Genomic DNA, 23,377 nt, shown 5'->3' on the forward strand with positions numbered 1-23,377 from the left:
GTGACTGGATCACTTCCGCCCCTCACTTTGGTCATCGGCGGCGCGCGGTCGGGCAAATCCGCCTTCGCCGAAGGCCTGGTCGCCGGCTCTGGCCGCCCCCGCCGCTATATCGCCACGGCCGAAGCCTGGGACGACGAGATGCGCGACCGCATTGCCCGGCACCGCGCCGACCGGGGCACCGGCTGGATCACCGTTGAGGCCCCGCTCGACCTGGCCGCCGCCCTGGCCGCGGTCCGGGCCGAGGAGGCGGTGCTGGTCGATTGCGCCACGCTCTGGCTGACCAACCATCTGCTCGCCGACCACGACATTGCCGCCGAGACCGGGCGCCTGCTTGCCGCCCTGTCCGACTGCCCGGCCCCGGTCGTCATCGTCAGCAACGAAACGGGATGGGGAATCGTTCCCGAGAACGCGCTCGCCCGACGGTTTCGGGACGAACAGGGCCGGCTGAACCAGCGGCTTGCCGGCGACGCGGACCTGGTGGTTGCCGTCATGGCCGGCCTCCCCATGGTCCTGAAGAGCAGTCTTCCGTGACCCGGTTCTGGCTCGTCCGCCACGGACCGACCCATGCGAGGACGATGATCGGCTGGACCGACCTGCCGGCCGACCTCTCGGACCGCGCCGCGCTCGCCCGACTGTCCGCGCATCTTCCCGCGGGGGCGCCCGTCATCTCCTCCGACCTGTCCCGCGCCATCGCCACCGCCGATGCGCTGGGGAACCGCCCGCGCCTGCCGCACGACCCGGACCTGCGCGAGATCCATTTCGGCGCGTGGGAGGCCCGCGGTTTCGCCGAGGTCGAGGCCGAGCAGCCCGATCTGATCCGCGCCTTCTGGGACCAGCCGGGCGAGGTGCGCCCGCCCGGCGGCGAAAGCTGGAACGCGCTGACCGCGCGCACCTGGTCGGCGCTGGACCGCCTGCGGGGCGCTGCCCAGGACATCGTTGTCGTCGCCCATTTCGGCCCGATCCTCGCCGCCCTGCAACGCGCCGAGGGCCTGACGCCCGGGCAGGTCTTCGCCCATCGCATCGACACCCTATCGGTCACCTGTCTCACCTACGGCCCCCCGCCCCGCGTGTTCGCAATCAATCACCGTCCGTGATGCAACCGGCCACGATTCTTCGTTTCCCTTGCCCGACGCCGCAGGGTTCAATGCGCGGGAAAGGACAACAGACATGACCTATGACCTCGTGATCGGCGACCGCGCCTATTCCAGCTGGAGCCTGCGCGGCTGGCTGCTCTTCGACGCCTTCGGCATCCCCGTGCGCACGATCTCGGCCCGGCTCTACACCGACGAGCTGGCGACCGTGCTGCGCGATTTTCCCCCGGCGCGCACCGCCCCCACGATGCGCACCCCCGAAGGCTCCGTCGTCCCCGAGACCATCGCCATCGCCGAGGAACTCGCCACCCGCCACCCGGAGGCCGGGATCTGGCCGCAAGAGCCGCAAGCCCGCGCCACCGCCCGGGTCCTCGCTGCCGAGATGCACGCCGGCTTCAGCGCGCTCCGCAGCCATTGCCCGATGAACCTGCGGGTCAGCTACACCGACTGCCAGCCGCCTCAGGAGGTCCTGGCCGACCTCCGCCGCCTGGAGACGCTATGGTCCTGGGCACGTCGGACGACGCGGTCCACCACGCCCTGGCTCTGCGGCGCCTATTCCGCGGTGGATGCCTTCTTCGCCCCCGTCGCCAGCCGGATCGCCACCTATAACCTGCCGGTCGATGCCGAGGCCATGCTCTACGTCAACGCGCACCTCGCCCATCCGAGTTTCCGCCGCTGGCGCGCGATGGGGATGGTGGACGGCGCCGACCAGGAGTTCTACCGCCGCGACTGGCCCCGCCGCGACTGGCCCGGCCCGGTGCCCCTGCCCGCGCGCGCGGTCGACTGCGCCGACACCGTGAACGCGGCCTGCCCCTATTCCGGCAAGCCTGTCACCCATGCGCTCGAGCTTTACGGGCGCCGCTTCGGCTTCTGCAACGCCTTCTGCCGCGACAAGACCCTGGCCGACGCCGAGGCCTGGCCGAAATTCATGGCGCTTTACCACTCGTAAACCAATTCGCCCTACCCGTTAACCAAGGTGAATCGGGTGGGGCGCCATGCAGGGACGTCACGACAACAGGTCTCGAACGGCGGCCGCGGCCCCGGCCTTTCATCTGTCCGCAAATATCCCCGCCGGAGGCACCGCCCGAGCCGGTTGCGCGCCTCTGGCGCGCAGAGGCGAGACAAAAGGCTTGCGCGAAGCGCGCATTTCCGTACCCGGTCCAACCCGCGAGGCGCCGCGATGACCGCCCGCGCCTATACCGTCGCCTTCGAAGGGGTGGAGGCCCGCCTGGTCGAGGTCCAGTGCGCCGTCTCGCCCGGTGCCCCGGCCTTCATGCTGGTCGGCCTGCCCGACAAGGCGGTCTCCGAGGCGCGGGAGAGGGTCCGCGCCGCCTTGCAGGCCCTGTCCATCGCCCTGCCGGCCAAGCGCATCACCGTCAATCTTTCGCCCGCCGATCTGCCCAAGGAAGGGTCGCATTTCGACCTGCCCATCGCGCTCGCGCTCCTCGCCGCGCTCGACATCGTCCCGCGGGAAGAGGTCGAGGGCACAGTGGCCCTCGGCGAGCTGTCGCTCGATGGCCGGCTGATCGCCGTGGCCGGGGCCTTGCCGGCGGCGATGGCGGCGGCGGTCGAGGAGCGGACGCTTCTCTGCCCCAGGGCCTGCGGGGCCGAGGCCGCCTGGGTCGGCGCGACCACGGTCCTCGCCCCCGCCTCGCTGGACGAGGTCTTGCAGCACTACACCGGTCGCCGCCCGCTGATACCGGCCGAGGCAGGCGAGGTCCGCGCCGGCGCCCCGCCCCGCGATTTCCGCGAGGTGAAGGGCCAGGAACGCGCCAAGCGCGCGATGGAGATCGCCGCCGCCGGTCGCCACCACCTGTTCCTGGTGGGCACACCCGGCTCGGGCAAGTCGATGCTGGCCGCGCGCCTGCCCGGCATCCTGCCGCCCCTGTCCGCGCCCGAGGCGCTAGAGACTTCGATGATCCATTCGCTTGCGGGGCTTCTGACCGAAGGCGGCATCTCGCGCGAGCGGCCGTTTCGCGAGCCGCATCATACCGCCTCGATGGCCGCGATCATCGGCGGCGGGCGCGGGGCGAAACCGGGCGAGATCAGCCTGGCGCACAACGGCGTCCTGTTCCTGGACGAGTTCCCTGAATTTCCCCGCATGGTGCTCGACACGCTGCGACAGCCGATCGAGACCGGAAGCGTCATGGTCGCGCGCGCCAATGCCCATGTCCGCTATCCCTGCCGCTTCCTGCTGATCGCCGCCGCCAATCCCTGCAAGTGCGGCTACCTGACCGACCCCGCCCGCGCCTGCGGCCGGACGCCGATCTGCGGCGAAGACTACCTCGGCCGCATTTCAGGACCGCTGATGGACCGGTTCGACCTGCGGGTGGAAGTCCCGCCTGTCGCCTTCGCCGATCTCGACCTGCCAGCGAACGGCGAAAGCTCGGCCAGCATCGCCGCCCGCGTCGCCGCCGCCCGCGACCGGCAGACCGCCCGCTTCAAGGACAGCCCCACCCTGCGCGTGAACGCCGATCTGGAAGGCGCGGCGCTGGAGGATCATGCCGCCCCCGATGCCGAAGGCCGCGCCCTGATCGGCCGGGTGGCCGAGCGCATGGGGCTTTCGGCACGCGGCTACCATCGCGTCCTGCGCGTCGCACGCACCATCGCCGACCTGGACGGCAGCGCATCGGTCCGCAAGCCGCATGTGGCCGAGGCGATCAGCTTCCGCCTCGCCTCGGCCACGGGCGGGCTTTAGGCCCTGATCCGCTCCATCTTCGGATCGTAGAGCGGCGCCAGCGTCACCTCGGCAGGCACCCGTTCGGTGGCGACCTCCAGCTCGTAGCGGCCCGACAGGACCCAGTCCGCAGTCACGCCTTCGGGATTGCGGACATAGCCCATGCCGATCGAGCGGTTGACGGTGAAGCCGAAGCCGCCGGAACTGAGCCAGCCCACGCGCTGGCCGTCGCGGTAGATCGTCTCGCGGCCGTATAGGATGACCTCGGGCGCAGTCGTGAAGGTGGCCATCAGCTTCTTCACGCCTTGCGCGCGCTGCGCGAAAACGGCCTCGCGGCCCTTGAAGGGGATGTCCTTCTTCAGCTTGACCGCCCAGCCCAGCCCCGCCTCGTCGGGGGTATGGTCCGGCCCGATGTCCGCGGCCCAGGCGCGATAGCCCTTTTCCAGCCGCAAGGTCTCGATCGCGCGGTAACCCGCGTTGCGGATGCCGAAGGGCGCCCCGGCCTCGCGCAAGGCAGCATAAACGGCGGTGGCATATTCGACCGGGAAGTGCAGCTCCCAGCCCAGTTCGCCGACATAGGTCACGCGCAGCGCCAGGACCGGGCAACCGGCGATGCCGATCACCTGAGCGGTGCCGAAGGGGAAGGCCGCGTTCGAAAGGTCCGCCCGGGTGACGGCCTGCAACACCTCGCGCGAGCAGGGCCCCATCAGCGACAGGACCGAATGGGCCGAGGTGATGTCGAAAAGCTGCGCATTGGCGCCTGCCGGAATGTTGCGCGAAATCCAGTCGAAGTCATGCGTGGCAAAACCCGTGCCGGTGACGATGTAGTATTCGTCCCGTGCCCGGCGGACCACCGTCACATCGGCCTCGATCCCGCCGCGGTCGTTCAGCATCTGGGTATAGGTCAGGCTGCCCACCGGGCGCGCCACGTCATTGGCGCAGATCCAGGACAGGGCGGCCTCGGCATCCGGCCCCTTCAGCGCGAACTTGGCAAAGGAGGTCTGGTCGAAGATCACCACGCCCTCGCGGCAGGCGCGGTGCTCGCGCCCCACGGCCGCATGCCAGTTCGGCCGCTGATAGGTGTAGATGTCGCGCGGCTCTTCCCCCGCCGCAAGGTCGGCGAACCAGTTCGGACGCTCCCAGCCCAGCTTCTCGCCGAAGACCGAGCCATCGGCCTTGAGGATCTCGTAGAGCGGCGACTTGCGGCAGGGCCGGCCCGAATGGTGCTCTTCCCCCGGCCAGGCCATGGTGTAGTGCTTGCCATAGGCCTCGTAGGTGCGCTTGCGGATCCAGTCGAGGTCGAAATGCGGCCGGCCGAAGCGGCGGATGTCGGCGGGCCAGAGGTCGAAGGGCGCCTCGCCCTTGGCCACCCATTCCGCCAGGCACATGCCCGCCCCGCCGCCCGAGGCGATGCCGAAGGCGTTGAAGCCCGCGCCCACGAAGAAGTTCCGCTGCTCGGGCGCCTCGCCCAGGATGAACATGCCGTCGGGGGTAAAGCTTTCCGGCCCGTTGATCATCTGCTTGATGCCCGCCGTCTCCATCGCCGGGACGCGGCCCAGCGCCTGTTCCATCAGCGGCGTGAAATGGTCGAAGTCGTTGTCAAGGAGCGTGAAATGGAAGCCCGGCGGCAGCGTCCCGTCGCGCCAGAGTTTCGGGTTCGGCTCGTAGCCGCCCATCACGAGGCCGCCCACCTCTTCCTTCCAGTAGGTCAGCCGGTCGGGGTCGCGCAGAGTGGGCAGGTTCGGGGTCACGCCCTCGATGCGTTCGGTCACGATATACTGGTGCTCGACCGGGACCAGCGGCACGTTCACCCCATGCGCCGCGCAGAAGGGCCGCGTCCACATCCCGGCGCAGACCACGACCTTCTCGCAGTCGATCCGGCCGCCGTCTTCCAGGATCACGCCCTTGACCACGCCGTCGCGGATATCGACCGAGCGGACCTTGGTCTCCTCGAAGATCTGCGCCCCGGCCATGCGCGCGCCCTTGGCGAGCGACAGGGTGATGTCGGACGGATTCGCCTGTCCGTCCGTTGGCAGGAAGGCCGCGCCCACCAGATCGTCGATCGCCATCAAGGGCCAGAGTTCCTGCGCCTCCTTCGGGGTCAGCAGGTGCATCTCCAGCCCGAAGCTGTGCGCCGTGGTGGCCTGGCGCTTCACTTCCGTCCATCTCTCCTGGTTGCAGGCCAGCCGCATGCCGCCGTTCATCTTCCAGCCGGTCGCCTGGCCGGTCTCGGCCTCGAGCCGCTTGTAGAGGTCCACCGAATAGCCCAGAAGCTGCGTGACGTTCGCGCTGGTGCGCAACTGGCCGACAAGGCCCGCGGCGTGGAACGTGGTGCCCGAGGTCAGCTTCTTGCGTTCCAGAAGCACGACCTCCACCCCCATCCTGGCCAGATGGTAGGCGGTGGAGCAGCCGACGATGCCGCCCCCGATGACGACGACCTTCGATGCGGAGGGGAGTTCAGACATGATCGGTCCTTACAATCTGCGGAAGTCCTGAAGGGCCGCGCGATAGGCGGCCAGGTTTTCGGCGGTATAGGCGGCGTAGTCGAAATCGAGGCTCGAAGTCAGTTCGCTGACCATGCTCCAAAGCGTCTCGCGCAACAGCGAGGCGCATTTCATCGCCGTGTAGCTGCGCCAGAGCGCATCGGTCAGCGGGCGGTCGTGATAGGCTTCGAGCAGCAGCCGCTCTTCGGCCGGCGCAAAGCCGTTGTTCGAGGCGATGCCGCCCAGATCGAACAGGGGATTGCCGAAGCCGCCATATTCCCAGTCGATCAGCCAGATGTCCCCCGACCCGATCAGGATGTTGCCGGGCAGAAGGTCGTTGTGGCAGAGGCGCAGGTCGGACGGGCCGATGGCGCGGTCGAGTTCCCCGGCCTCGGCCATCAGACCCGGCAGAAGGGGGCCGTGCGGCGAGCCGCGCGCGGTCAGGAGCCGGGCGTAGTCGCGCAGGATGTGCGGGACGGAAAAGCACAGGACCGGGCCGGTGACGGCCTCGGTCACGTCGCGGTGGACGCGCGCCACCAGATCGGCGAGGCGCGGGATCAGCAGCTTGTCGGCGCGGTCCTCGGGCGTCAGGGGGCGGGCCTCGACGAAATCGAGGACCAGAAGGCCCGGCTCGGCATGGCGAACGGCGGGGCCGACCCCGGCGGCCTCGGCCGCGCGGGTGATCGCCAGTTCGTTCCAGCGCAGGATGCCGTGTTCGGGAATGTCGGTGCCGAAGCGCACGACGTAGCGGCGTCCCTGATCCTCGACCAGCACGTTGTGGTTGGTCTTGCCGCCCTCCAGCAGTTCGACGTTGGACGGGCCGGCAAAGCAGGACAGGCGGCGGGCGGCCTCGATCAGGCGGGATGCGGTGTCAGGCATGGGTCTCCCTCGCGGCGGTGCGGCGGGCGATGGCGGCGGTGATGATGCGGTCGCTCATCATGGCGATGAAGGCCACGGCCAGGCCGGCGACGATGCCCTTGCCGGCATTGGCCTTGGTCAGCGCGATATAGACCTCCTGCCCGAGGTCGCGGGTGCCGACCAGCGCGGTGATGACCAGCATCGAGATCGCCAGCATGATGGTCTGGTTCAGGCCCAGAAGGATCGAAGGCATGGCCAGCGGCAGCTTGACCTTGCGGATCAGCTGGCCCCTGGTGCAGCCCGAGACGATGCCCGCCTCGACCAGCTGCGGGTCCACCCCCCGGATGCCCACGGCCGCATAGCGGATGGCCGGGACGATGGCATACATCACCACCGCGATCATGGCCGAGAAGTCGCCGACCTTGAACAGCATCACCACCGGGATCAGGTAGACGAAGCTCGGCAGGGTCTGCAGCGTGTCGAGGATCAGCGTCACCACGCCATAGGCGCGGTCGTTCTGCCCGGCGAGGATCCCGATGGGTACGCCGATCAGCATGGCGATCACGACCGAGACGCCGCAGAGGTAGATGGTGATCATCGCCTCGGGCCAGAGCCCGGCCGTGATGATGAAGCCGGTCATCAGGACCGCCATCACCCCCAGCCGCCAGCCGCCGATCCCGCCCGCGATTGTCCCGGCCAGGACCAGCCCCCAGGCCCAGGGGATGCCGAGGAGGAAGGTCTTGACCGGCACCAGCACCCAGGTCAGCGCGGCGACCTTCACCGCCTCGATCTGGTCGTAGAGGTTCAGGTTGATCCACGAGACGACCGCGCTCCAGAACCCGCCCGTCGAAAGCTGCCAGCCTGCGGGATAGACCGCGAGCGGCGGGATCGCCATGGCGAGAGGGTAGCTCGCCACGACCACCGCCGCCCAGGCCAGAATCCAGCGGTGGCGATACAGCCAGGATCCGCCTGAGGGGTCGCGCGGGCCGCGGTTGGCGGCGGCCTGGCTCAGCTTGTCCAGCGCGATGGCAAGGACCACGATGCCGAAGCCCGCCTCGACCCCGCGGCCCACGTCCAGCTTGCGCAAGGCTGTCAGCACGTCATAGCCAAGGCCCCCCGCGCCGATCATCGAGGCGATGATGACCATGTTCAGCGTCAGCATGATGACCTGGTTCACGCCCACCATCATCATCCGCCGCGCCGAGGGCAGCTGGACCTTCCACAGCAGTTGCCGCCGGGTGCAGCCGGCCATGCGCCCGGCCTCGACCACCTCTTCCGGCACACCCCTCAGGCCGATCGTGGTGATCCGCACCATGGGCGGCATGGCATAGATGACCGTGGCGACCAGCGCCGCCATGGGGCCGAAGCCGAACAGGAACAGGATCGGCACCAGATAGGCAAAGACCGGCACGGTCTGCATCAGGTCCAGCACCGGGCGCAGCGCGCGGTCGATCCAGCGCACCCGGAAGGCCAGGATCCCCAGCGCCGCCCCGCCCAGCACCCCCAGCGGCACCGCGATCACCACCGAGACCAGCGTCACCATCGCCGATTGCCAGAGCCCGAAGAGGAGCAGGTAGAGGAAAGCCGCCGTCACCAGCACCGCGAGCCTTGCCCCGCCCAGCCGCAGGGCCAGAAGGCCGAAGCCCAGGATCACCGGCAACCAGGCCATCGGCGGCAGGATGGGCACGGCCTGCTGTCCCCGCCCCCAGGCAAAGCCGTCCACGACGAGGTTGCGCAAGAGGGTATAGGGCGCCTCGATCAGGGCCGAGAGCAACCGCGTGAAATCGCGGAACTGGAATGGCCCGAAGGTCGCCTCCTCGAGAAGCCATTTCAGCGCGGCCGAGATCTGGCGGTCGAGGTGGAGTTGCCAGGCTTGCGGATACTTCGTCAGCCACGACAAGCCGGTCGCCTGCGCGATCTCCTTGCCGTTCAGCGACAGGACCGCGGTGATCCCCGCCAGCCCCAGCCAGAAGGCCCAGCTTGCGGCGCGTCCGCGGATCATGCGGGCAGGTCCCGCCCGATCAGGATGTCCACGATGGTGCGCGCATCGACCTGGCCCAGGACCTCTCCGGCCGCGCCGATCACCCGGAAGGGCTTGCCGGCGGCCTCGATCCGGTCGGCCACGGCGGCGACAAGTGCGGTGGCCGGCAGGTCCCCCGCGAAGTCGCTGCCAATCAGGGGCCGGGCGGCGGTGCCCAGGCGCATGACCTTGGCGCGGGGGATATGACGGGTGAATTCGGCCACATAATCGGTCGCCGGGCGCAGCACCAGTTCCTCGGGCGTCGCGGTCTGCACGATGGCCCCGTCGCGCATCACCGCGATCCGGTCGGCCAGCCGGATCGCCTCGTCGAAATCGTGGGTGATGAAGACGATGGTCTTCTGCAACCGCCCCTGAAGCCGCAGGAGTTCATCCTGCATCTCGCGCCGGATCAGAGGGTCGAGCGCCGAGAAGGGCTCGTCCAGGAACCACAGGTCCGGCTCGACGATCAGCGACCGCGCGATGCCCACCCGCTGCTGCTGCCCGCCCGAAAGCTGATGCGGATAGCGCATTTCGCGCCCGGTCAGGCCGACGAGTTCGATCACCTGCCGCGCGCGGTCCAGCCGCGTCCGGCGATCGACGCCCTGCACCTCCAGCGGGAAGGCCGCGTTTTCCAGCACGGTCAGATGCGGCAGAAGCGCGAAGTGCTGGAACACCATGCCCATCTTGTGCCGGCGCAGATCGATCAGCTCGGCCTCGGACATCTTCAGAAGATCGCGCCCCTCGAAGCGGATCTCGCCGGCCGTGGGCTCGATCAGCCGCGACAGGCAGCGCACCAGCGTCGATTTGCCCGATCCCGACAGGCCCATGATGACGAAGATCTCGCCCTTCGCGACCGTCACATCCGCCTGCCGCACCGCCGGGACGATGCCCGCCTCGCGCAGCGCCTCGGGCGAGGGGGCGCCGCCGTGGCGGGAAAGGACGCTCTCCGCCTGCGGGCCGTAAAGCTTCCAGACATTGCGGCATTCAAGGACGGTCGGGCGGTCCATCGGGACAGGGCATTCCGTGCGGCTGGGGATCGGACGGCCCCGGGGCAACCGGGGCCGCGGCGGCGGTCACTGGATCCAGGCCTGCCACTTGGCCTCGTTCGCGGCCATCCATTCCGCGACGACCGCCTCGATGCTCATCCCCTCGACATCGGCCTTGTAGACCATGGCCCCCATCTCGTCGTTGGTGACGGTGAAGTTGCGGATGATCTTCGCGGCACCGGGCCATTTCTTCTCCAGCCCCACCCAGCCGGCCTTCCAGATCGGCCCCAGGGGCTTGCCGCAGTCGTAGGCCATGTCGGGGTTCTCGCCCCAGGCCGGGTCGGAATAGCAGGCGGGCTCGTAGGGCGGGAATTCGATGAACTTGCCCTCGTATTTCGCCGGCGCCCAGTGCGGCTGGTAGATCCACAGGATGATCGGATCCTTGCGTTCGTAGGCTGCCTGCAATTCGGCAAAGAGCGCGGCATCGGTGCCGGCATGGACGACTTCGAAGGGCAGGCCCAGCGCCTCGACCCGTTCCTCGTCATAGCCGCCCCAGGTCACCGGCCCGCCCAGGTAGCGCCCGTTCGGCGCGGTTTCGGGGGTGGCGAAGGCATCCGCGCAGTCCAGCAGCGCGCGCCAGTCCGGCAGGCCGGGGCAGCGTTCCTCCATGTAGGCGGGATACCACCATTCCTCGCGCGAGATCATGCCGGTCTCGCCGAAGTTCACCACGTTGCCGGTGGCCACGGCCTCTTCCAGCGCATCCGTGCCGGTGGTGGCCCAGATCTCCATCGCCAGGTCCAGATCGCCGGTCTTGAGACCCGCGAACTGCGCCAGGTAATCCGCCTGCACCAGTTCCGTGTTGTAACCGGCCTTGCGCAGCACCTCGGACATGATGTTGGCGCTGATGATGTTGCCCGACCAGTCATGCGTGGTGATCTTGATCGGGTCCTGGCTTTCGACCTCGGCCAGCGCGCCGCCGTCCGTCACGGCCTGCGCCAGCACCAAGGCTACCGAAGCGAGCAGCATCTTCTTCATCCGTCGACTCCCTGTTTTCCGGTTCTTGTGACGCAGGGTGATTCCCCGATACGATGGGTCGAAGGTAACACCAACCCAACACGTCGCAACGAATTTCCAACATATCCCTCGTAATTCCCGCGTGGGATGTGGCTTTCCGTGGGTTCCTGCGCTAGATTTCAACAGATCCACGAAAGCGGGCACCGATGAGCGATCTCGACAGCACCTCGAACCACCGCCAGGCCGAGATCCTCGAGGCGCTGCGCAAGGCGGGCGGATCGGCGCGGATCCAGAGCCTCGCCAGCGCGCTGGAAGTGTCGGACGAAACCATCCGGCGGAACCTGCGGCGACTGGTCGAGGGCGGTCTGGTGCAGAAGCACCACGGCGGGGCGCGGCTGGTGGAACGCGCGGTCGAGGCCGACCTGAACACCCGGCTCCAGGAACATGCCGAACCCAAGCGTCGCATCGCCGAAGAGGTCGCGCGGCTGGTCGAGGACGGCACCTCGCTGTTTCTCGACGTGGGCTCCACCACCAGCCTGATTGCCGAGGCGTTGCAGCGCAATTCCGGGTTGAACGTGGTGACGAATTCGGTGGCGGTCGCCTACCGGCTGGCGATGCGCAACGGCAACCGGGTGTTCTTCGCCGGGGGCGAGCTGCGCGCCAATGACGGCGGCAGCTTCGGGCCCGAGGCGCTGGCCTTCGTGCAGAACTTCCGGCTGGACCTGGCGGTGATCTCGACCTCCGGCATCTGTCCGCAGCGCGGGCTGATGTTCTCCGACCTGTCCGAGGCGCAGCTGGCACGCGCGATGGTCAGCCAAGCCGCACGCTGCATCGTCGCGGCGGACAGCCGCAAGTTCCACCGTACCGCGCCGATCCTGCTGGGCGATCCGCGCGACATCGACATCCTCGTCACCGACGAGGACCCGCCCGAGGACCTCGCCGCCGCCGCCCGCCACTGGGGGACAGTGATCCGGGTGGCGCCTTAGCCCGCAACCCGCGCCAGCAGCGCCTCGATCTCGGACCGCGACGGCATGGCCGGGGCCGTGCCGGGGCGGGTGACGGAAATCCCCGCCGTAGCGCAGCCGAAGCGCACCGCATCGATCACGTCGCGTCCCTCGGCCAGTGCCACGGCGAAGCCGCCGTTGAAGGCATCGCCCGCCCCCGTCGTCTCGACCACCGGGCCGGCCGAGATGACGGGCACATGCACCGTGCGGGTCGCGTCGTGATAGAGCGCGCCCTTGTCGCCCAGCGTGATGACAACGGCCCCCACGCCTTTTGCCAGAAGCGCAGATGCTGCCGCCTTCGCCTCATCGACCGTGCTCACCGGCAGACCGGTCAGAGCCTCGGCCTCGGATTCGTTCGGGGTTAGGTAGTCACACAGCGCCAGCATCTCGTCGGGCAGGCTGGCGGCGGGCGCGGGGTTCAGGATCGTCGTGACGCCCGCCGCGCGCGCGATCTGAAGCGCGCGCAGCGCGGCCGGGATCGGCTGTTCCAGCTGCGTGACGAAGATCGAGGCTGACCGGATCAGCTCGGCCTTCTCCTCCACATCCTCGGCCGAGACGCGCCCCGCCGCACCCGGCGCGACGATGATCGCGTTGTTGCCGGTGGCGTTCTCGATGAAGATGTAGGCGGCCCCCGTGTAGCTTTCGCGGTCCACCTTCACTTCGGGCATGACCCCCGCCTTGGCCCAGGTCGCCTGTGCGATGTCGGCGAAGGCATCGGCACCGAGGCGGGTGATGAAATGCACGCGCCCCCCTGCCATGGCGGCGGCGACCGACTGGTTCGAGCCCTTGCCCCCCGGCCCCAGCACGAAGGAGGTGCCGAGGATGGTCTCGCCCATCTTCGGCTGGCGCTCGGCGCGGTAGGCGGTGTCGGCGACGAAGATGCCGAGGATCACGATGGGTTTCATGGGTCAGGCCTCCGGCGGGATCACGCCCTTGCGGAACATGAAGCAGCCGTAGAACCGCCGCTCGCCGGTCTGGATCACGGCATAGGACTTGCGCGCCATGTCGTAGAAGGCAAAGCGTTCGATGCCGATCATCGGGCGATGGCGGCCCTCGGCGCGGTCGATCTCGGCCTGGACCTCGGCCTGGACGGGCGGGACGGTGGCGGGGTCGCCCACGATCTCCATCCGGCCGGCGAAATCGTCCACGAAAGTGTCCAGCGGCAGGACGGACAGGATCGCCTGCACCGCCTGGGCGGCGGTCAGGTTCTCCATCCGCAGCAGTTCGCCCGTGACCGTGGCCCGCGCCACCGAATCGGAGGGGAAATTGGTATCGGCGACGATCAGCACGTCGCCATGCCCCATCGCGCGCAAGACGCGCAGCACATCGGCATTCAGCCGGTTGTCGATCCCTTTCAGCATGTCTCCCCCCGTTTGGTCCTAAAGGCGCTGGCCGGTGGCCTTGTCGAATAGATGCGCCAAGCCCGCGTCGGGCGCCAGAGTGATCCTGTCCCCCGGCCCGAAGGCAACCCGGTTGCGGAACACCGCCGTCAACTCGCGCCCCTCGAGGCGGACGACGACATGGGTTTCCGACCCCGTGGGTTCGACCACCGCGACCGTGCCGGACAGCCCCTCGCCGGCCAGGGCCAGATGCTCGGGCCGGATGCCGTAGATCACCTCGCGCCCTTCCCCGGCCTGCGCCCCCGCCGGCAGCGGCAGGCGCGCGCCCGCGACCTCGACCATCCCGCCGCCGATCCGCCCCTCGAGAAGGTTCATCGAGGGACTGCCGATGAAGGCCGCGACGAATGTGTTCGCCGGCCGGTCATAGAGGTCCAGCGGCGCGCCGACCTGTTCGATCCGGCCGCCCTGCATGACCACGATCCGGTCGGCCATGGTCATCGCCTCGATCTGGTCGTGAGTGACATAGACCGTGGTGGTCTTCAGCCGCTGGTGCAGTTCCTTGATCTCGGCCCGCATCTGCACCCGCAGCTTGGCGTCGAGGTTCGACAGGGGTTCGTCGAACAGGAACACCTGCGGGTCGCGCACTATGGCCCGGCCCATGGCGACCCGCTGGCGCTGGCCGCCGGACAGCGCCCGGGGATAGCGGTCGAGATAGGGCGTCAGCCCCAGGATCGCCGCCGCCTGTTCGACCTTGGCCCGAATCGCGCCCCTGTCCATGCCGCGCATCTTCAGCGCAAAGCCCATGTTCGCGGCCACCGTCTTGTGCGGATAAAGCGCGTAGTTCTGGAAGACCATGGCAATGTCGCGCTCGGACGGGGGCAGGTTGTTCACCCGCCGCGCGCCGATGCGGATGTCGCCGGCGCTGATCTCCTCCAGCCCCGCGATCATCCGCAGAAGCGTGGACTTGCCGCAGCCCGAAGGCCCCACCAGCACCACGAAGGCCCCGTCCGGAATGTCCAGATCCAGCCCGTGAATGACCTTCAGCCCGCCATAGGATTTCTCCAGCGCCCGGATCGTCACTTCGGCCATCGGCCACCCTCTCCCCGTTTCCCTGCGGCCAGACTAAGCGCAGGCGCAAGCCGCTGTCCATCCGCTGAACATACTAACATGTTAGAAACTTGACAGAGGCCCGACCGGGCTGCGAAGGTTGCCGCAAGGGCAGCCGACGGCTGAACCGCAAAAGCGAGACGACCCCGAAAAGGGGCACCAAGCCAACCTAGGGAGGACCAACCGTGAAACCAGGACTTTACGAATACGCAAGCCGCCTCAGCCGGCGCCGCTTTCTGATGGGCGCAACGGCGCTGGGTGCCGCCGGCGCCCTGCCCGCGGGACTTGCGCCGAAACCGGCCTCGGCCCAGGACAACCTGCGGGCCGAAATCCTCAAGATCCCGGGCGTCGGCGCCGGCAGCCCCACCGATGCCGACTGGCAGAAGGTGGGCGAGATGTGCCTCGGCCCGGTCAAGAAGTTCGTTTCCGAAGGCGAGTTCGCCGGCGTGGAGCTGACCTTCCTCGGCCTGAACAACCAGAACCTGCACAACGTGCTGTTCCGCGGCTTCCTGAAGCCCTGGGAGGCCTATACCGGCGCCAAGATCAACTGGATCGACCTGGCGCAGGCCGACTACAACCCGCGCCTGCAGCAGTCGATCGCAACCGGCACGGTGGACTTCGACATCATCGAGATGGGCGCGCCCTTCGAGGGCGACACCGCAGGCCGCGGCCTGCTTGACCCGATGCCCGACTGGGTCAAGGAACAGATCGAGGCCGACGACCTCGTGGCCTATCTGCAACCCCCGGTCGGCACCTGGGACGGCAAGTCCTACCGCATCACCATCGACGGCGACTGCCACACGCTGGCCTATCGGAAGGACTATTTCGGCGAGGGCTCGATCACCGGGATGGCCGACATGCCGAAGCACTGGGACGAGGTCAACGCGATGTCGGTCGCGCTCAAGGGCCAGACCGATCCGCTCACCGGCCTGCCGGCCTACGGCTTCCTCGACCCGCTGAAGGGCTGGGGCGGCTTCGGCTTCTACTTCCTCGAGGACCGCGCCTCGGCCTATGCCAAGCACCCGGACGATCCGGCCTGGCTCTTCGACCCCGACACGATGAAGCCGCGCGTCAACAACCCGGCCTGGGTGCAGGCGATCCAGGACGTGATTGACCTGATCGCCGCCGGTGCCTATCCGCCGGACCAGATCAACGCCGACCCCGGCACCACCGCCTTCCAGCAGTTCCTCGCCGGCACCGGCGCGGCGCTGACCTGGTGGGGCGACGTGGGTTCGAATGCGCGCACCTCGGACACCTCGGTGGTGGGCGACGTGGTGGGCTTCGACATCAACCCCGGCGCGAAGAAGGTTTACAACTCGAAGACCGGCGCCTGGGAAGAGAAGGAGAACTTCGCGCCGAACCTCGCCTATCTCGGCTGGGGGATCTATGTCACCAACCGCGTCTCGGGCGACGAGAAGAAGCGCAAGGCGGCCTGGTCGGCGGCGGCGCATCTGGGCGGCAAGGACATCTCGCTGTGGATGGCGGCCTATCCGTCCGGGTTCCAGCCCTACCGCAACTCGCACTTCAACTTCGACGAATGGGAAGCCGCGGGTTACGACCGGGCCTTCATCGAGGATTACCTCGGCTCGAACCGCGACAGCTACAACCACCCCAACGCCGCGATCGAGCCGCGGATTCCGGGCATCTTCCAGTATTACTCGGTGGCCGAGGACGAGTTGGCAAAGGGCTTTGCCGGCCAATACAAGTCGGCCCAGGAAACCGCGGACGCCATCGCCGCCGCCTGGGAGAAGATCACCGATCAGATCGGCCGCGACAGCCAGATCGCGCTCTACAAGGCGTCTCTGGGGATGTGATCCCGTCCAAGACAGACCGGGGCGCGCGGACGGACCGCGCGCCCCTTTTCTCCAGAAGCAGGGCTGAGCGTTGAGCGGCGGCGACCAACTTCACGTCGTGACCAGCGACGACATTTCCGACAACCGGCGCCGGATCGGGCGGGGGCTGATCTGGGGCTCGGCCGGGCTTCTGGCGCTGGTAGCGCTGGCGCAGGCCGCGCAGGTTCTGGGCTGGCGCGACTTCGGCTTCGCCAACTGGCGGCCGACGCTTTATGCCTACTGCCTCTTTGCGACCTGCCTGTGCTGGGCGCAGGTCATCATCCGGGGCGAGCAGGGCAAGCGGACCCTCTTCGTCCTGCCCGCCGCGCTGTTCGTGGTCTCGCTGACGATCTTTCCGCTGCTCTTCGGCCTGCTGATCGCCTTTTCCAACTGGAACCTCTCCAGTCTTTCCGGGCGGCAGTTCAACGGCACGGCGAACCTCGTGCAGATGTGGCACGATCCGTTCTACTGGAACGCGCTGGGCAACATGGTGATCTATGTCGCGGCGATCGTTGTGGAATACGCCATCGCCTTCGGTCTTGCACTGATCCTGGCCGGGCAGATCCGGGCGCGGAAGTTCTGGCGGGTGGCGTTCCTGATGCCGCTCATGCTGTCGCCCGTGGCCGTGTCGTGGATGATCGGCAAGTCGATGCTGGAACCCCGCTTCGGTCCCCTCGCCCGCCTTGCCCGTGCGCTGGGGGTAGAGCAGCCGAGCTTCTTCGAAAGCCCCTGGATGGCGAAGCTCACCATCATGGTGCTGGATGCCTGGACCTTCATCCCCTTCATGATGATCATGTTGCTGGCCGGCCTCCAGGCCATTCCGAAGGAGTTGCAGGAGGCCAGCCGCGTCGATGGCGCGACGGGCTGGAAGTCGTTCTGGGAGATCACTTTCCCGCTGATGCTGCCGGTCTCGGTTACGGCCATCCTGATCCGCATCATCTTCAAGCTGAAGCTCGCCGACATCGTCATCACCATCACCTCCGGCGGGCCGGGGGGCGCGACGGACACGGTGACCAGCTTCATCTTCCGCGAATACCGGGAGCGGTCGAACGTCGGCTACGGCACCATGCTGGCCATGGTCTATCTGGTCCTGATCGTGATCGGCATGACGATCCTGATGAAACTCGCCGCGCGCCTGACGCGGCCGCGCACCTGAGTGGGACGCCGCGATGACCGATACCCCCGCGCAGATCTTCCGCGACAGCGACAGCGACCGCGGCTTCCGCATGAAATGGTGGGCCGGGCGGACGGCGATCTACGGCGTCCTCGCGCTCTGGGCGGTGATCTGCCTGTTCCCGATCTACTGGACCGCCACCACCAGCTTCAAGATGGCCCCGAACGTGATGCAGGGCCAGATGATCCCCTGGCCCGCCGAATGGACGCCCGAGGGCGACTGGGCGAAGAAGCTGTTCTACGAGCCGAAGTGGAAGGGATGGGAATCGATCGGGCTTTCGCCCTCGACCATCGGACAGGAAAGCACGGTCCGGGCCGAGTTCCTGAAACGCTTCGGCAATTCCGCCATCGTGGCGCTGTCGGCCTCGACGCTGGCGGTGGTGCTGGGGTCGCTGGCGGCCTATGGGCTGTCGCGGTTCCGCTACCGCTTCGGCTTCATGAAGAACGACGACATCTCGTTCTTCTTCCTGTCGCAGCTGATCCTGCCGCCCGTCGTGCTCGCCCTGCCCTTCCTCGTCCTCTACAAGGAACTGGCGCTCCTCGACACGCGGATCGGGCTGATCCTTCTCTACACCCTGACGGTCCTGCCCATCGTGATCTGGATCATGAAGGATCAGTTCGAGACCATACCGACCGAGCTGGAAGAGGCCGCGCTGGTCGATGGGCTGTCGATCTGGGGGGCCTTCCTGACCATCATCCTGCCCATCGCCCTGCCCGGCATGGTGGCAGCCTTCATCCTGAGTCTCGTGCTGACCTGGAACGAGTATTTCTTCGCCGCGCTCCTGACCTCGACCCATGCCAATACCCTGCCGGTGATGGTGGCGAGCCAGACCGGGTCGCAGGGGATCAACTGGTGGGCCATGGCGGCCCTGTCCTTCGCGGCGATCCTGCCGCTGGTCATCATCGGGGTGCTGCTGGAGCGGTTCATCATCAAGGGGATGGCCGCGGGGGCGGTCAAGTAGTGTCCACGGTGGACAAAACCCAGGAGTCCTTTTGAAACAGGGACTTGCGATTTTTTGTTAGGGATTTCTTCACCTTTGGAGAGGCCATGCTGAAGGGGATCGACCAGCGGCTTTCGGCAGAGGTCGTGCATGTCCTGATGCTGATGGGGCATGGCGACGATCTGGTGCTTTGCGACGTGAACCACCCGGCGGCGACCATCGCAGCCGAAACGACCCATGGCCGGCTGATCGACATGGCAGGCTGCGACCTGCCCACCGCCGCACGGGCGATCCTGAGCCTGATGCCGCTGGATACCTTCGTTCCCGCCCCCGTCACCCGGATGCAGGTGGTGGGCGATCCGGAGGCCCAGATGCCGGTCTTTGCCCGGATGCAGGCGGTGCTGGATCGGGCCGAAGGCCGCCCCGTCGCCATGCAGGCGCTGGAGCGGTTCGAGTTCTACGCTGCTGCCAAGCGGGCCTTTGCGATCATCCGCACCTCGGATTCCGGGCCCTATGGCTGTTTCATCCTGAAGAAGGGCGTGGTGGACCTGCCGGAGGTGTGAGGCGGGCAAACCTCCTCGTGCGCCTTCGGCTTCTCGTCGGAGAACCGACGGCAGCGAGGAGGGACGAAGTCCACCGACGAGCGGGGTTTCAGTTCAGGGCGAGCACCTGCCGCAGGTGGGCCAGGGCGATCTGGACGCCTGCCTCGCCGAGTTCGGCGGAAGCTTCTCCGGCATCCGCTGTGTACCAGTGGTCGCCCTCTTTGGCGCGGGCCATTTCCACCGTATCCGGCGCCAGCGCCTGCATCAGCGCGGTCTCGCCCTTTCCGGCATGGTCGAAGGGATAGGCCGCGCCTTTGGGAAACAGCGGATGGATCCGGATCCAGTTGAACGGATCGGCCCCTTCCGCCTGCCGGGCGTAATAGTCCTGCATCGCCCGGTCGCCCCACCAGCCGGAGCCGCGCGTCGCCTCGAGAAACCGCATGATCGCGTTACGGCCCGCGAGGCGGAAGGCGAGGTCGGTGGGCATCCCCTGGTCGAAGCCTTCGGTCTGGTGGTGGATCACCCCGTGGATGTTGCGGAAGCCTGCGCGCAGAAGCGCCATGAACAGCCCCTCGGCCAGAGGCAGGATCGCGCCTGCGTCGATGTGGAGCGTGCCCTTACCCTCTGGCCCCGCGACGGCATGGGAGGCCGCGCCATAGGCGAAGGGGGGCAGCGTGATGATCCGGTCGCCCAGCCGGTCGAGGACTTGCGTGACGGCCAGCAGGTCCACCCCGGCGGGCAGATGCTGGCCGTGGTATTCGAGGACCCCGATGGGCAGGACGACCGGGGTATTCGCCGCGATCGCCGCTTGCAGCTGGTGCGGGCGGAGGCGGGCGAATTCGGTCACGGCAAGGCCTGCATCAGATCCTTGGTCTGCGTATAGAGACGCTTCCAGAGCGGGTATTGCCTGGCATAGGCGGGGACATGTTCGGGCTGGACCGTCGTCACTTCCGGGTTCCAGGCCCGGATGTCCTGCGGCTCCGCCGCCCCGATGGCGCAGGCGGCGAGGAAGGCGTCGCCGTAGCTGGCGCCGATGGTCTTTTCGCAGACGTGCTGCGGGACCCCGCCGAAATCCGAGGTCGCTTGCAGCCAGAGCGCGTTCTTCGTGCCACCGCCCACGGCAAGGATGCGGGCGGGCGAGGCGCCGACCTCGGCATAGGTCTCCAGCACATGCGCGGTGCCCGCGGCGATGCCTTCGCAGACGGCACGGAAGAGGTCGGCGCGGGTGTGGGTGAGGTTCAGGCCGAAGAAGGTGCCGCGCGCATGGGGGTCGTGGATCGGCGTCCGCTCGCCCGAGAAGTAGGGCAGGCAGAGGAGGCCCTTGGCGCCCTTGGGGCTGTCCATCGCCTCGGCCACGAGGGCCGCGAAGTCGGTGTCGCGGGCCAGCTGGTCGCGGAACCAGTGGGTGAGCGTGCCCGAGGTCGCAAGCCCCGCCATCGAGGCATGCGTGCCGGGGAAGAGCCAGGGCGCATACCACAGGCGCGGGTCGCGGACGGGCTGGCCGGTGACCTGGATGATGAAGATGGTGGAGCCATACATCAGCATCATCTCGCCCGGATGCTGGACGCCGACGCTGACGGCTTCCGCTGCCGCGTCGATGGTGCCGCAGGTGACGGGGGTGCCTTCGGCGAGGCCGGTTTCGCGCGCGGCCTCGGGCGTGACGTGGCCGGCGATCTCGGTGGACCACATCAGGCGCGGGAGCTTGTCGAGGGGGATGATCTCGAGGGCCAGGTCGGCGGTCCAGTCCTGGGTGCTGACATCGTAGAGCGGCGAGAAGTTCGCGGCGGTGTAATGGTCGATGACGTATTCGCCCGTCAGCTTCCAGGTGAGATAGCTGGTGGAAGTCAGGACCTTTGTGGTCTGCGCGTAGAGGTCGGGCTGCGTTTCCTTCAGCCAGAGGATCTTCGGCCCGACCGACTGCGAGGTCAGGGCATTGCCGCAGCGTTGGTGGATGGCCGCCTCGCCGATCCGGGCGTTCAGGGCCTCGATCTGGTCGGTCGCGCGGGTATCGACACCGTAGAGGACGCCGTTCATCAGGGGGCGGCCTGCGCTGTCCACCGGCAGCATGCAGGGGCCGATGGCGCTGGCGGCGACGGCCTTGATGTCGGTGGGATCAAGGCCGGACTGCTCCAGAAGCGCCCTGGTGATGTGGACGAAATCGCCCCACCAGTCCTCATCCGCCCGGTGCTCGGCCCATCCGGCGCGGGGCACGATCATCTTGTGCGGGCGCGAGGCCTGGGCGGTGATGCGGCCCTGGGCGTCCACGAGGACGCCCTTGGATTCGAAGGTGCCGATGTCGATTCCCAGGGTATGAGGGCGGGGCGTGTGGGTCATCGGGTGAGCTTGAGGTCGGGGGCGATGGCGGAAAGCGCGGTGTCGATCAGGATGACGAGGCCTTGCAGGTCGGCCGGGTCCACGACTTCCAGCGCGGAATGGGAGTAGCGCATCGGGAAACCGACATCGAGGCAGGCGACGCCTTCGGCTCCCATGAACTGGATGTAGGAAAGGTCGGTCAGCGCGCCGGTATGGGCCGAGCGCTGGAGGGGAAGGTTGGCTGTCTGGGCGGCGTCCTCGAACAGGCGGACGAGGGCGGGGTGCGGGATGACCCCGTTCAGCGTGCCGCGGCCGTGAAAGGAGTAAAGGCTGATGCCGGGGCCGCCGCCGAGGGTGATGTCGCCTCGGGTCACCATGTCGGGGGTGTCGCAGGCGAGGAGGAGGTCGATCTGGAGCGCGATGGCCGGTTGCAGCGCGGTGGCGGCGGGCAGGACGCCGCGAAGGTTGTATTCCTCTTGCACCGACCAGACGAGGTGGAGGGTGGGACCGGGTTTGGCTTTCCGGGCTTCGGCGAGTTTCAGGAGGGCGGCGCAGCCCGCGCGGTCGTCCACGGAGGTGCCGGCGATGCGGTTGTTGGCCAGGGTCAGGGCCCGGGGGAGGTAGGTGACGGGGGTGCCGATGCGGACGCCGGCGGCTTCGGCCTCGGCTTTGGAGGTGAAGCCTGCGTCAACGTAGAGGTCGGCGTAGGGGAGGACCTTGTATTTCTCTTCGGGGGTGGTGGCGTGGTGGCTCTTGTTGGCGATGAGGGCGGGGAGGTCGCCCTTGTCGGTGCAGAGGAGGACGGCTTGCGCGGGCAAGGCGCGTTCGGGGACGCCGCCGAGGCGTTCGAGGCGGATGAGGCCCGTGGGTTCGATCTTGCGGACGACGAAGCCCAATTGGTCCATATGGGTGAAGACCATCACGGGGGGCAGCGCCGGGTCGCCGGGGAGCGTGCAGGTCAGGTTGCCGAGGCGGTCGGAGGCATGGGCGAGGCCAAGGGCATCCAGATGCCCGGCGATGGCGGCGGCGACGCGGGTCTCGTATCCGGCGAGGCCGGGGATGAGCATGAGTTCGACGGTCAGGTCGGCGACGGAGGGGAGCGTCATCGGCCCCTCCGGGCGGCGCGGGCGCGGGCCATGAAATCGGCGGCGCGGTCGGGATCGACGGGCGCCCAGGTGTCCCCGCCGACCTTCAGCGCCGAGCCGACGATGCAGCCGTCGGCCACGGCGAGGACATCGGCCACGGTGGCATGCTTGACGCCGGTGTTGGCGAGGACGGGGGTGGTGGGCAGGACGCGCTTCACGCCCTCGAGGTCCTCCATCCGCGCGGCTTCGCCGGTGATGGCGCCCGAGACGAGGACGGCATCGGGGATCGAGGAGAACACCGCCGATCGTGCGCGGTCGGGCAAGGGGCGGCGGTCGAGGCTGTCGGCGAACTCGGCCGAGACGTTGTAGAGCCGCGCCACGCCGCCCGCACCAAGGCGCTGGGCATAGCGCACCGCCGCCCCTGCGTCGGGGGCCCAGACGCCCATGTCGGAGGCATAGGTGCCGGTGAAGATCTCACGCACGAAGGCCGCTCCGGTGGCTGCGGCAACGGCAAAGCTGGACATCGGGTCCCAGAGCACGTTGACGCCGAAGGGCACGGTGATCTCGTCCCGGAGGCGGCCGATGACATAGGCCATGGTGGCGGAACTGGCGGTGTCCACCTTCAGCTCGTAGGGGCGGTCGTTCTCGTTGCCGAACATCACCGCGTCGAACCCGGCGGCTTGCAGCGCCTTCAGGTCGGCCCGGGCGCCGGCGACGATTCCCTCGATTCCGCCCGCGGCGTCGTAGAGCGGCGCGCCGGGCGACGCGCCCAGATGCACCATGGCGATGACGGGTTTGCGGTCCCCGAAGACGGCTTGAAAACGCGACATGTGATCCCCCCTGCCCTGCCACGCTAGCGCGAAAGGAGTTGGACGGGAAGTCGGAACACACTAGCATGTCAGTGACGGACG

Annotated in this window: 21 protein-coding genes; 9 read left to right on the forward strand and 12 right to left on the reverse strand. The window is 68.1% G+C overall.

Translation table 11 applies throughout. The features are described from left to right. The 4 genes from cobU (at nt 1) to FL625_RS08810 (ending at nt 3,789) form a co-directional block, all read left to right on the forward strand. Nucleotides 1–531, forward strand: a complete 531-nt coding sequence (cobU, locus tag FL625_RS08795; protein ID WP_149588282.1) for a bifunctional adenosylcobinamide kinase/adenosylcobinamide-phosphate guanylyltransferase — start codon at nt 1–3, stop codon at nt 529–531. Further along, nucleotides 528–1,094, forward strand: coding sequence for a histidine phosphatase family protein (locus FL625_RS08800; protein WP_149588283.1), 567 nt, complete (start codon nt 528–530; stop codon nt 1,092–1,094). Before cobU ends, FL625_RS08800 begins: the two co-directional genes overlap by 4 nt. 73 nt (nt 1,095–1,167) lie before the next feature. Then, complete coding sequence (locus FL625_RS08805) at nt 1,168–2,040, forward strand: glutathione S-transferase (protein WP_149588284.1); 873 nt, start codon at nt 1,168–1,170, stop codon at nt 2,038–2,040. A 231-nt stretch (nt 2,041–2,271) separates the two neighbouring features. Then, nucleotides 2,272–3,789, forward strand: coding sequence for a YifB family Mg chelatase-like AAA ATPase (locus FL625_RS08810; protein ID WP_149588285.1), 1,518 nt, complete (start codon nt 2,272–2,274; stop codon nt 3,787–3,789). On the opposite strand, the gene FL625_RS08815 is transcribed toward FL625_RS08810, so the two are convergent. The 5 genes from FL625_RS08815 to FL625_RS08835 all read right to left on the reverse strand — a co-directional run bounded on the left by FL625_RS08815 (nt 3,786) and on the right by FL625_RS08835 (nt 11,150). Further along, nucleotides 3,786–6,233: a GcvT family protein gene (locus FL625_RS08815; protein ID WP_149588286.1), complete on the reverse strand. Its 2,448-nt coding sequence runs from the start codon at nt 6,231–6,233 to the stop codon at nt 3,786–3,788. The two genes, FL625_RS08810 and FL625_RS08815, sit on opposite strands and share 4 nt — an antisense overlap. Before the next feature lie 9 nt (nt 6,234–6,242). Continuing rightward, entirely contained in the window at nt 6,243–7,130 is an 888-nt protein-coding gene (locus FL625_RS08820) for a phosphotransferase (protein ID WP_149588287.1), read from the reverse strand. Further along, on the reverse strand, nt 7,123–9,111 hold the full coding sequence (locus tag FL625_RS08825; protein WP_149588288.1) for an ABC transporter permease: 1,989 nt from the start codon (nt 9,109–9,111) through the stop codon (nt 7,123–7,125). Before FL625_RS08825 ends, FL625_RS08820 begins: the two co-directional genes overlap by 8 nt. Further along, nucleotides 9,108–10,136, reverse strand: a complete 1,029-nt coding sequence (locus tag FL625_RS08830) for a quaternary amine ABC transporter ATP-binding protein (RefSeq protein ID WP_149588289.1) — start codon at nt 10,134–10,136, stop codon at nt 9,108–9,110. Before FL625_RS08830 ends, FL625_RS08825 begins: the two co-directional genes overlap by 4 nt. Before the next feature lie 66 nt (nt 10,137–10,202). Further along, nucleotides 10,203–11,150 (reverse strand): ABC transporter substrate-binding protein, encoded by a 948-nt coding sequence (locus FL625_RS08835; protein ID WP_149588290.1) that lies wholly within the window; start codon nt 11,148–11,150, stop codon nt 10,203–10,205. Between the two features lie 185 nt (nt 11,151–11,335). Between FL625_RS08835 and FL625_RS08840 the strand changes: the two genes are divergently transcribed. Then, nucleotides 11,336–12,115, forward strand: a complete 780-nt coding sequence (locus FL625_RS08840) for a DeoR/GlpR family DNA-binding transcription regulator (protein ID WP_149588291.1) — start codon at nt 11,336–11,338, stop codon at nt 12,113–12,115. Here FL625_RS08840 and rbsK read toward each other — a convergent pair. From rbsK to FL625_RS08855, 3 genes are read right to left on the reverse strand one after another with little or no spacing between them, the layout of a single operon-like run. After that, entirely contained in the window at nt 12,112–13,038 is a 927-nt protein-coding gene (gene rbsK / locus FL625_RS08845; RefSeq protein ID WP_149588292.1) for a ribokinase, read from the reverse strand. The genes FL625_RS08840 and rbsK overlap by 4 nt on opposite strands. A gap of 3 nt (nt 13,039–13,041) precedes the next feature. After that, entirely contained in the window at nt 13,042–13,494 is a 453-nt protein-coding gene (locus FL625_RS08850) for an RbsD/FucU family protein (protein WP_149588293.1), read from the reverse strand. 18 nt (nt 13,495–13,512) lie between these two features. Next, nucleotides 13,513–14,562, reverse strand: coding sequence for an ABC transporter ATP-binding protein (locus FL625_RS08855; RefSeq protein WP_149588294.1), 1,050 nt, complete (start codon nt 14,560–14,562; stop codon nt 13,513–13,515). 203 nt (nt 14,563–14,765) lie between these two features. Here FL625_RS08855 and FL625_RS08860 point away from each other — a divergent pair, with 203 nt between their 5' ends. From FL625_RS08860 to FL625_RS08875, 4 genes are all read left to right on the forward strand, one after another. After that, a complete protein-coding gene (locus FL625_RS08860) occupies nt 14,766–16,394 on the forward strand; it encodes an extracellular solute-binding protein (RefSeq protein WP_235019364.1) in 1,629 nt (542 codons plus the stop codon). Between the two features lie 97 nt (nt 16,395–16,491). After that, a complete protein-coding gene (locus FL625_RS08865; protein ID WP_235019365.1) occupies nt 16,492–17,568 on the forward strand; it encodes a carbohydrate ABC transporter permease in 1,077 nt (358 codons plus the stop codon). Between the two features lie 13 nt (nt 17,569–17,581). After that, nucleotides 17,582–18,547, forward strand: a complete 966-nt coding sequence (locus FL625_RS08870) for a carbohydrate ABC transporter permease (protein WP_149588296.1) — start codon at nt 17,582–17,584, stop codon at nt 18,545–18,547. Nucleotides 18,548–18,633: 86 nt separating this feature from the next. Beyond that, nucleotides 18,634–19,089 (forward strand): RbsD/FucU family protein, encoded by a 456-nt coding sequence (locus tag FL625_RS08875; protein ID WP_149588297.1) that lies wholly within the window; start codon nt 18,634–18,636, stop codon nt 19,087–19,089. An 88-nt stretch (nt 19,090–19,177) separates the two neighbouring features. Here the strand turns inward: FL625_RS08875 and FL625_RS08880 are convergent, their stop codons facing one another. From FL625_RS08880 to FL625_RS08895, 4 genes are read right to left on the reverse strand one after another with little or no spacing between them, the layout of a single operon-like run. After that, complete coding sequence (locus tag FL625_RS08880; RefSeq protein ID WP_149588298.1) at nt 19,178–19,915, reverse strand: creatininase family protein; 738 nt, start codon at nt 19,913–19,915, stop codon at nt 19,178–19,180. Then, nucleotides 19,912–21,402, reverse strand: coding sequence for an FGGY-family carbohydrate kinase (locus FL625_RS08885; RefSeq protein ID WP_149588299.1), 1,491 nt, complete (start codon nt 21,400–21,402; stop codon nt 19,912–19,914). The genes FL625_RS08880 and FL625_RS08885 overlap by 4 nt, the downstream gene beginning before the upstream one ends. After that, the gene (locus FL625_RS08890; protein WP_149588300.1) at nt 21,399–22,487 is read right to left on the reverse strand and encodes a M42 family metallopeptidase; all 1,089 of its coding nucleotides are present in this window, start codon (nt 22,485–22,487) and stop codon (nt 21,399–21,401) included. Before FL625_RS08890 ends, FL625_RS08885 begins: the two co-directional genes overlap by 4 nt. Then, entirely contained in the window at nt 22,484–23,296 is an 813-nt protein-coding gene (locus FL625_RS08895) for a BtpA/SgcQ family protein (RefSeq protein ID WP_149588301.1), read from the reverse strand. Before FL625_RS08895 ends, FL625_RS08890 begins: the two co-directional genes overlap by 4 nt. Between the last annotated feature and the right edge of the window lie 81 nt (nt 23,297–23,377).

This window comes from Tabrizicola flagellatus (genome assembly GCF_008271465.1).
In the GTDB taxonomy this organism is placed as follows: Bacteria; Pseudomonadota; Alphaproteobacteria; order Rhodobacterales; family Rhodobacteraceae; genus Tabrizicola; species Tabrizicola flagellata.

What these genes read in the sequence shown, in the direction of transcription:
- FL625_RS08855 (WP_149588294.1), bottom strand. Translation starts at nt 14,562, where the DNA reads ATGGCCGAAGTGACGATCCGGGCGCTGGAGAAATCCTATGGCGGGCTG.
- FL625_RS08830 (WP_149588289.1), bottom strand. Translation starts at nt 10,136, where the DNA reads ATGGACCGCCCGACCGTCCTTGAATGCCGCAATGTCTGGAAGCTTTAC.
- FL625_RS08875 (WP_149588297.1), top strand. Translation starts at nt 18,634, where the DNA reads ATGCTGAAGGGGATCGACCAGCGGCTTTCGGCAGAGGTCGTGCATGTC.
- FL625_RS08835 (WP_149588290.1), bottom strand. Translation starts at nt 11,150, where the DNA reads ATGAAGAAGATGCTGCTCGCTTCGGTAGCCTTGGTGCTGGCGCAGGCC.
- FL625_RS08810 (WP_149588285.1), top strand. Translation starts at nt 2,272, where the DNA reads ATGACCGCCCGCGCCTATACCGTCGCCTTCGAAGGGGTGGAGGCCCGC.
- FL625_RS08820 (WP_149588287.1), bottom strand. Translation starts at nt 7,130, where the DNA reads ATGCCTGACACCGCATCCCGCCTGATCGAGGCCGCCCGCCGCCTGTCC.
- FL625_RS08890 (WP_149588300.1), bottom strand. Translation starts at nt 22,487, where the DNA reads ATGACGCTCCCCTCCGTCGCCGACCTGACCGTCGAACTCATGCTCATC.
- FL625_RS08850 (WP_149588293.1), bottom strand. Translation starts at nt 13,494, where the DNA reads ATGCTGAAAGGGATCGACAACCGGCTGAATGCCGATGTGCTGCGCGTC.
- FL625_RS08815 (WP_149588286.1), bottom strand. Translation starts at nt 6,233, where the DNA reads ATGTCTGAACTCCCCTCCGCATCGAAGGTCGTCGTCATCGGGGGCGGC.
- FL625_RS08805 (WP_149588284.1), top strand. Translation starts at nt 1,168, where the DNA reads ATGACCTATGACCTCGTGATCGGCGACCGCGCCTATTCCAGCTGGAGC.
- FL625_RS08870 (WP_149588296.1), top strand. Translation starts at nt 17,582, where the DNA reads ATGACCGATACCCCCGCGCAGATCTTCCGCGACAGCGACAGCGACCGC.
- FL625_RS08885 (WP_149588299.1), bottom strand. Translation starts at nt 21,402, where the DNA reads ATGACCCACACGCCCCGCCCTCATACCCTGGGAATCGACATCGGCACC.
- FL625_RS08895 (WP_149588301.1), bottom strand. Translation starts at nt 23,296, where the DNA reads ATGTCGCGTTTTCAAGCCGTCTTCGGGGACCGCAAACCCGTCATCGCC.
- rbsK (WP_149588292.1), bottom strand. Translation starts at nt 13,038, where the DNA reads ATGAAACCCATCGTGATCCTCGGCATCTTCGTCGCCGACACCGCCTAC.
- FL625_RS08840 (WP_149588291.1), top strand. Translation starts at nt 11,336, where the DNA reads ATGAGCGATCTCGACAGCACCTCGAACCACCGCCAGGCCGAGATCCTC.
- FL625_RS08825 (WP_149588288.1), bottom strand. Translation starts at nt 9,111, where the DNA reads ATGATCCGCGGACGCGCCGCAAGCTGGGCCTTCTGGCTGGGGCTGGCG.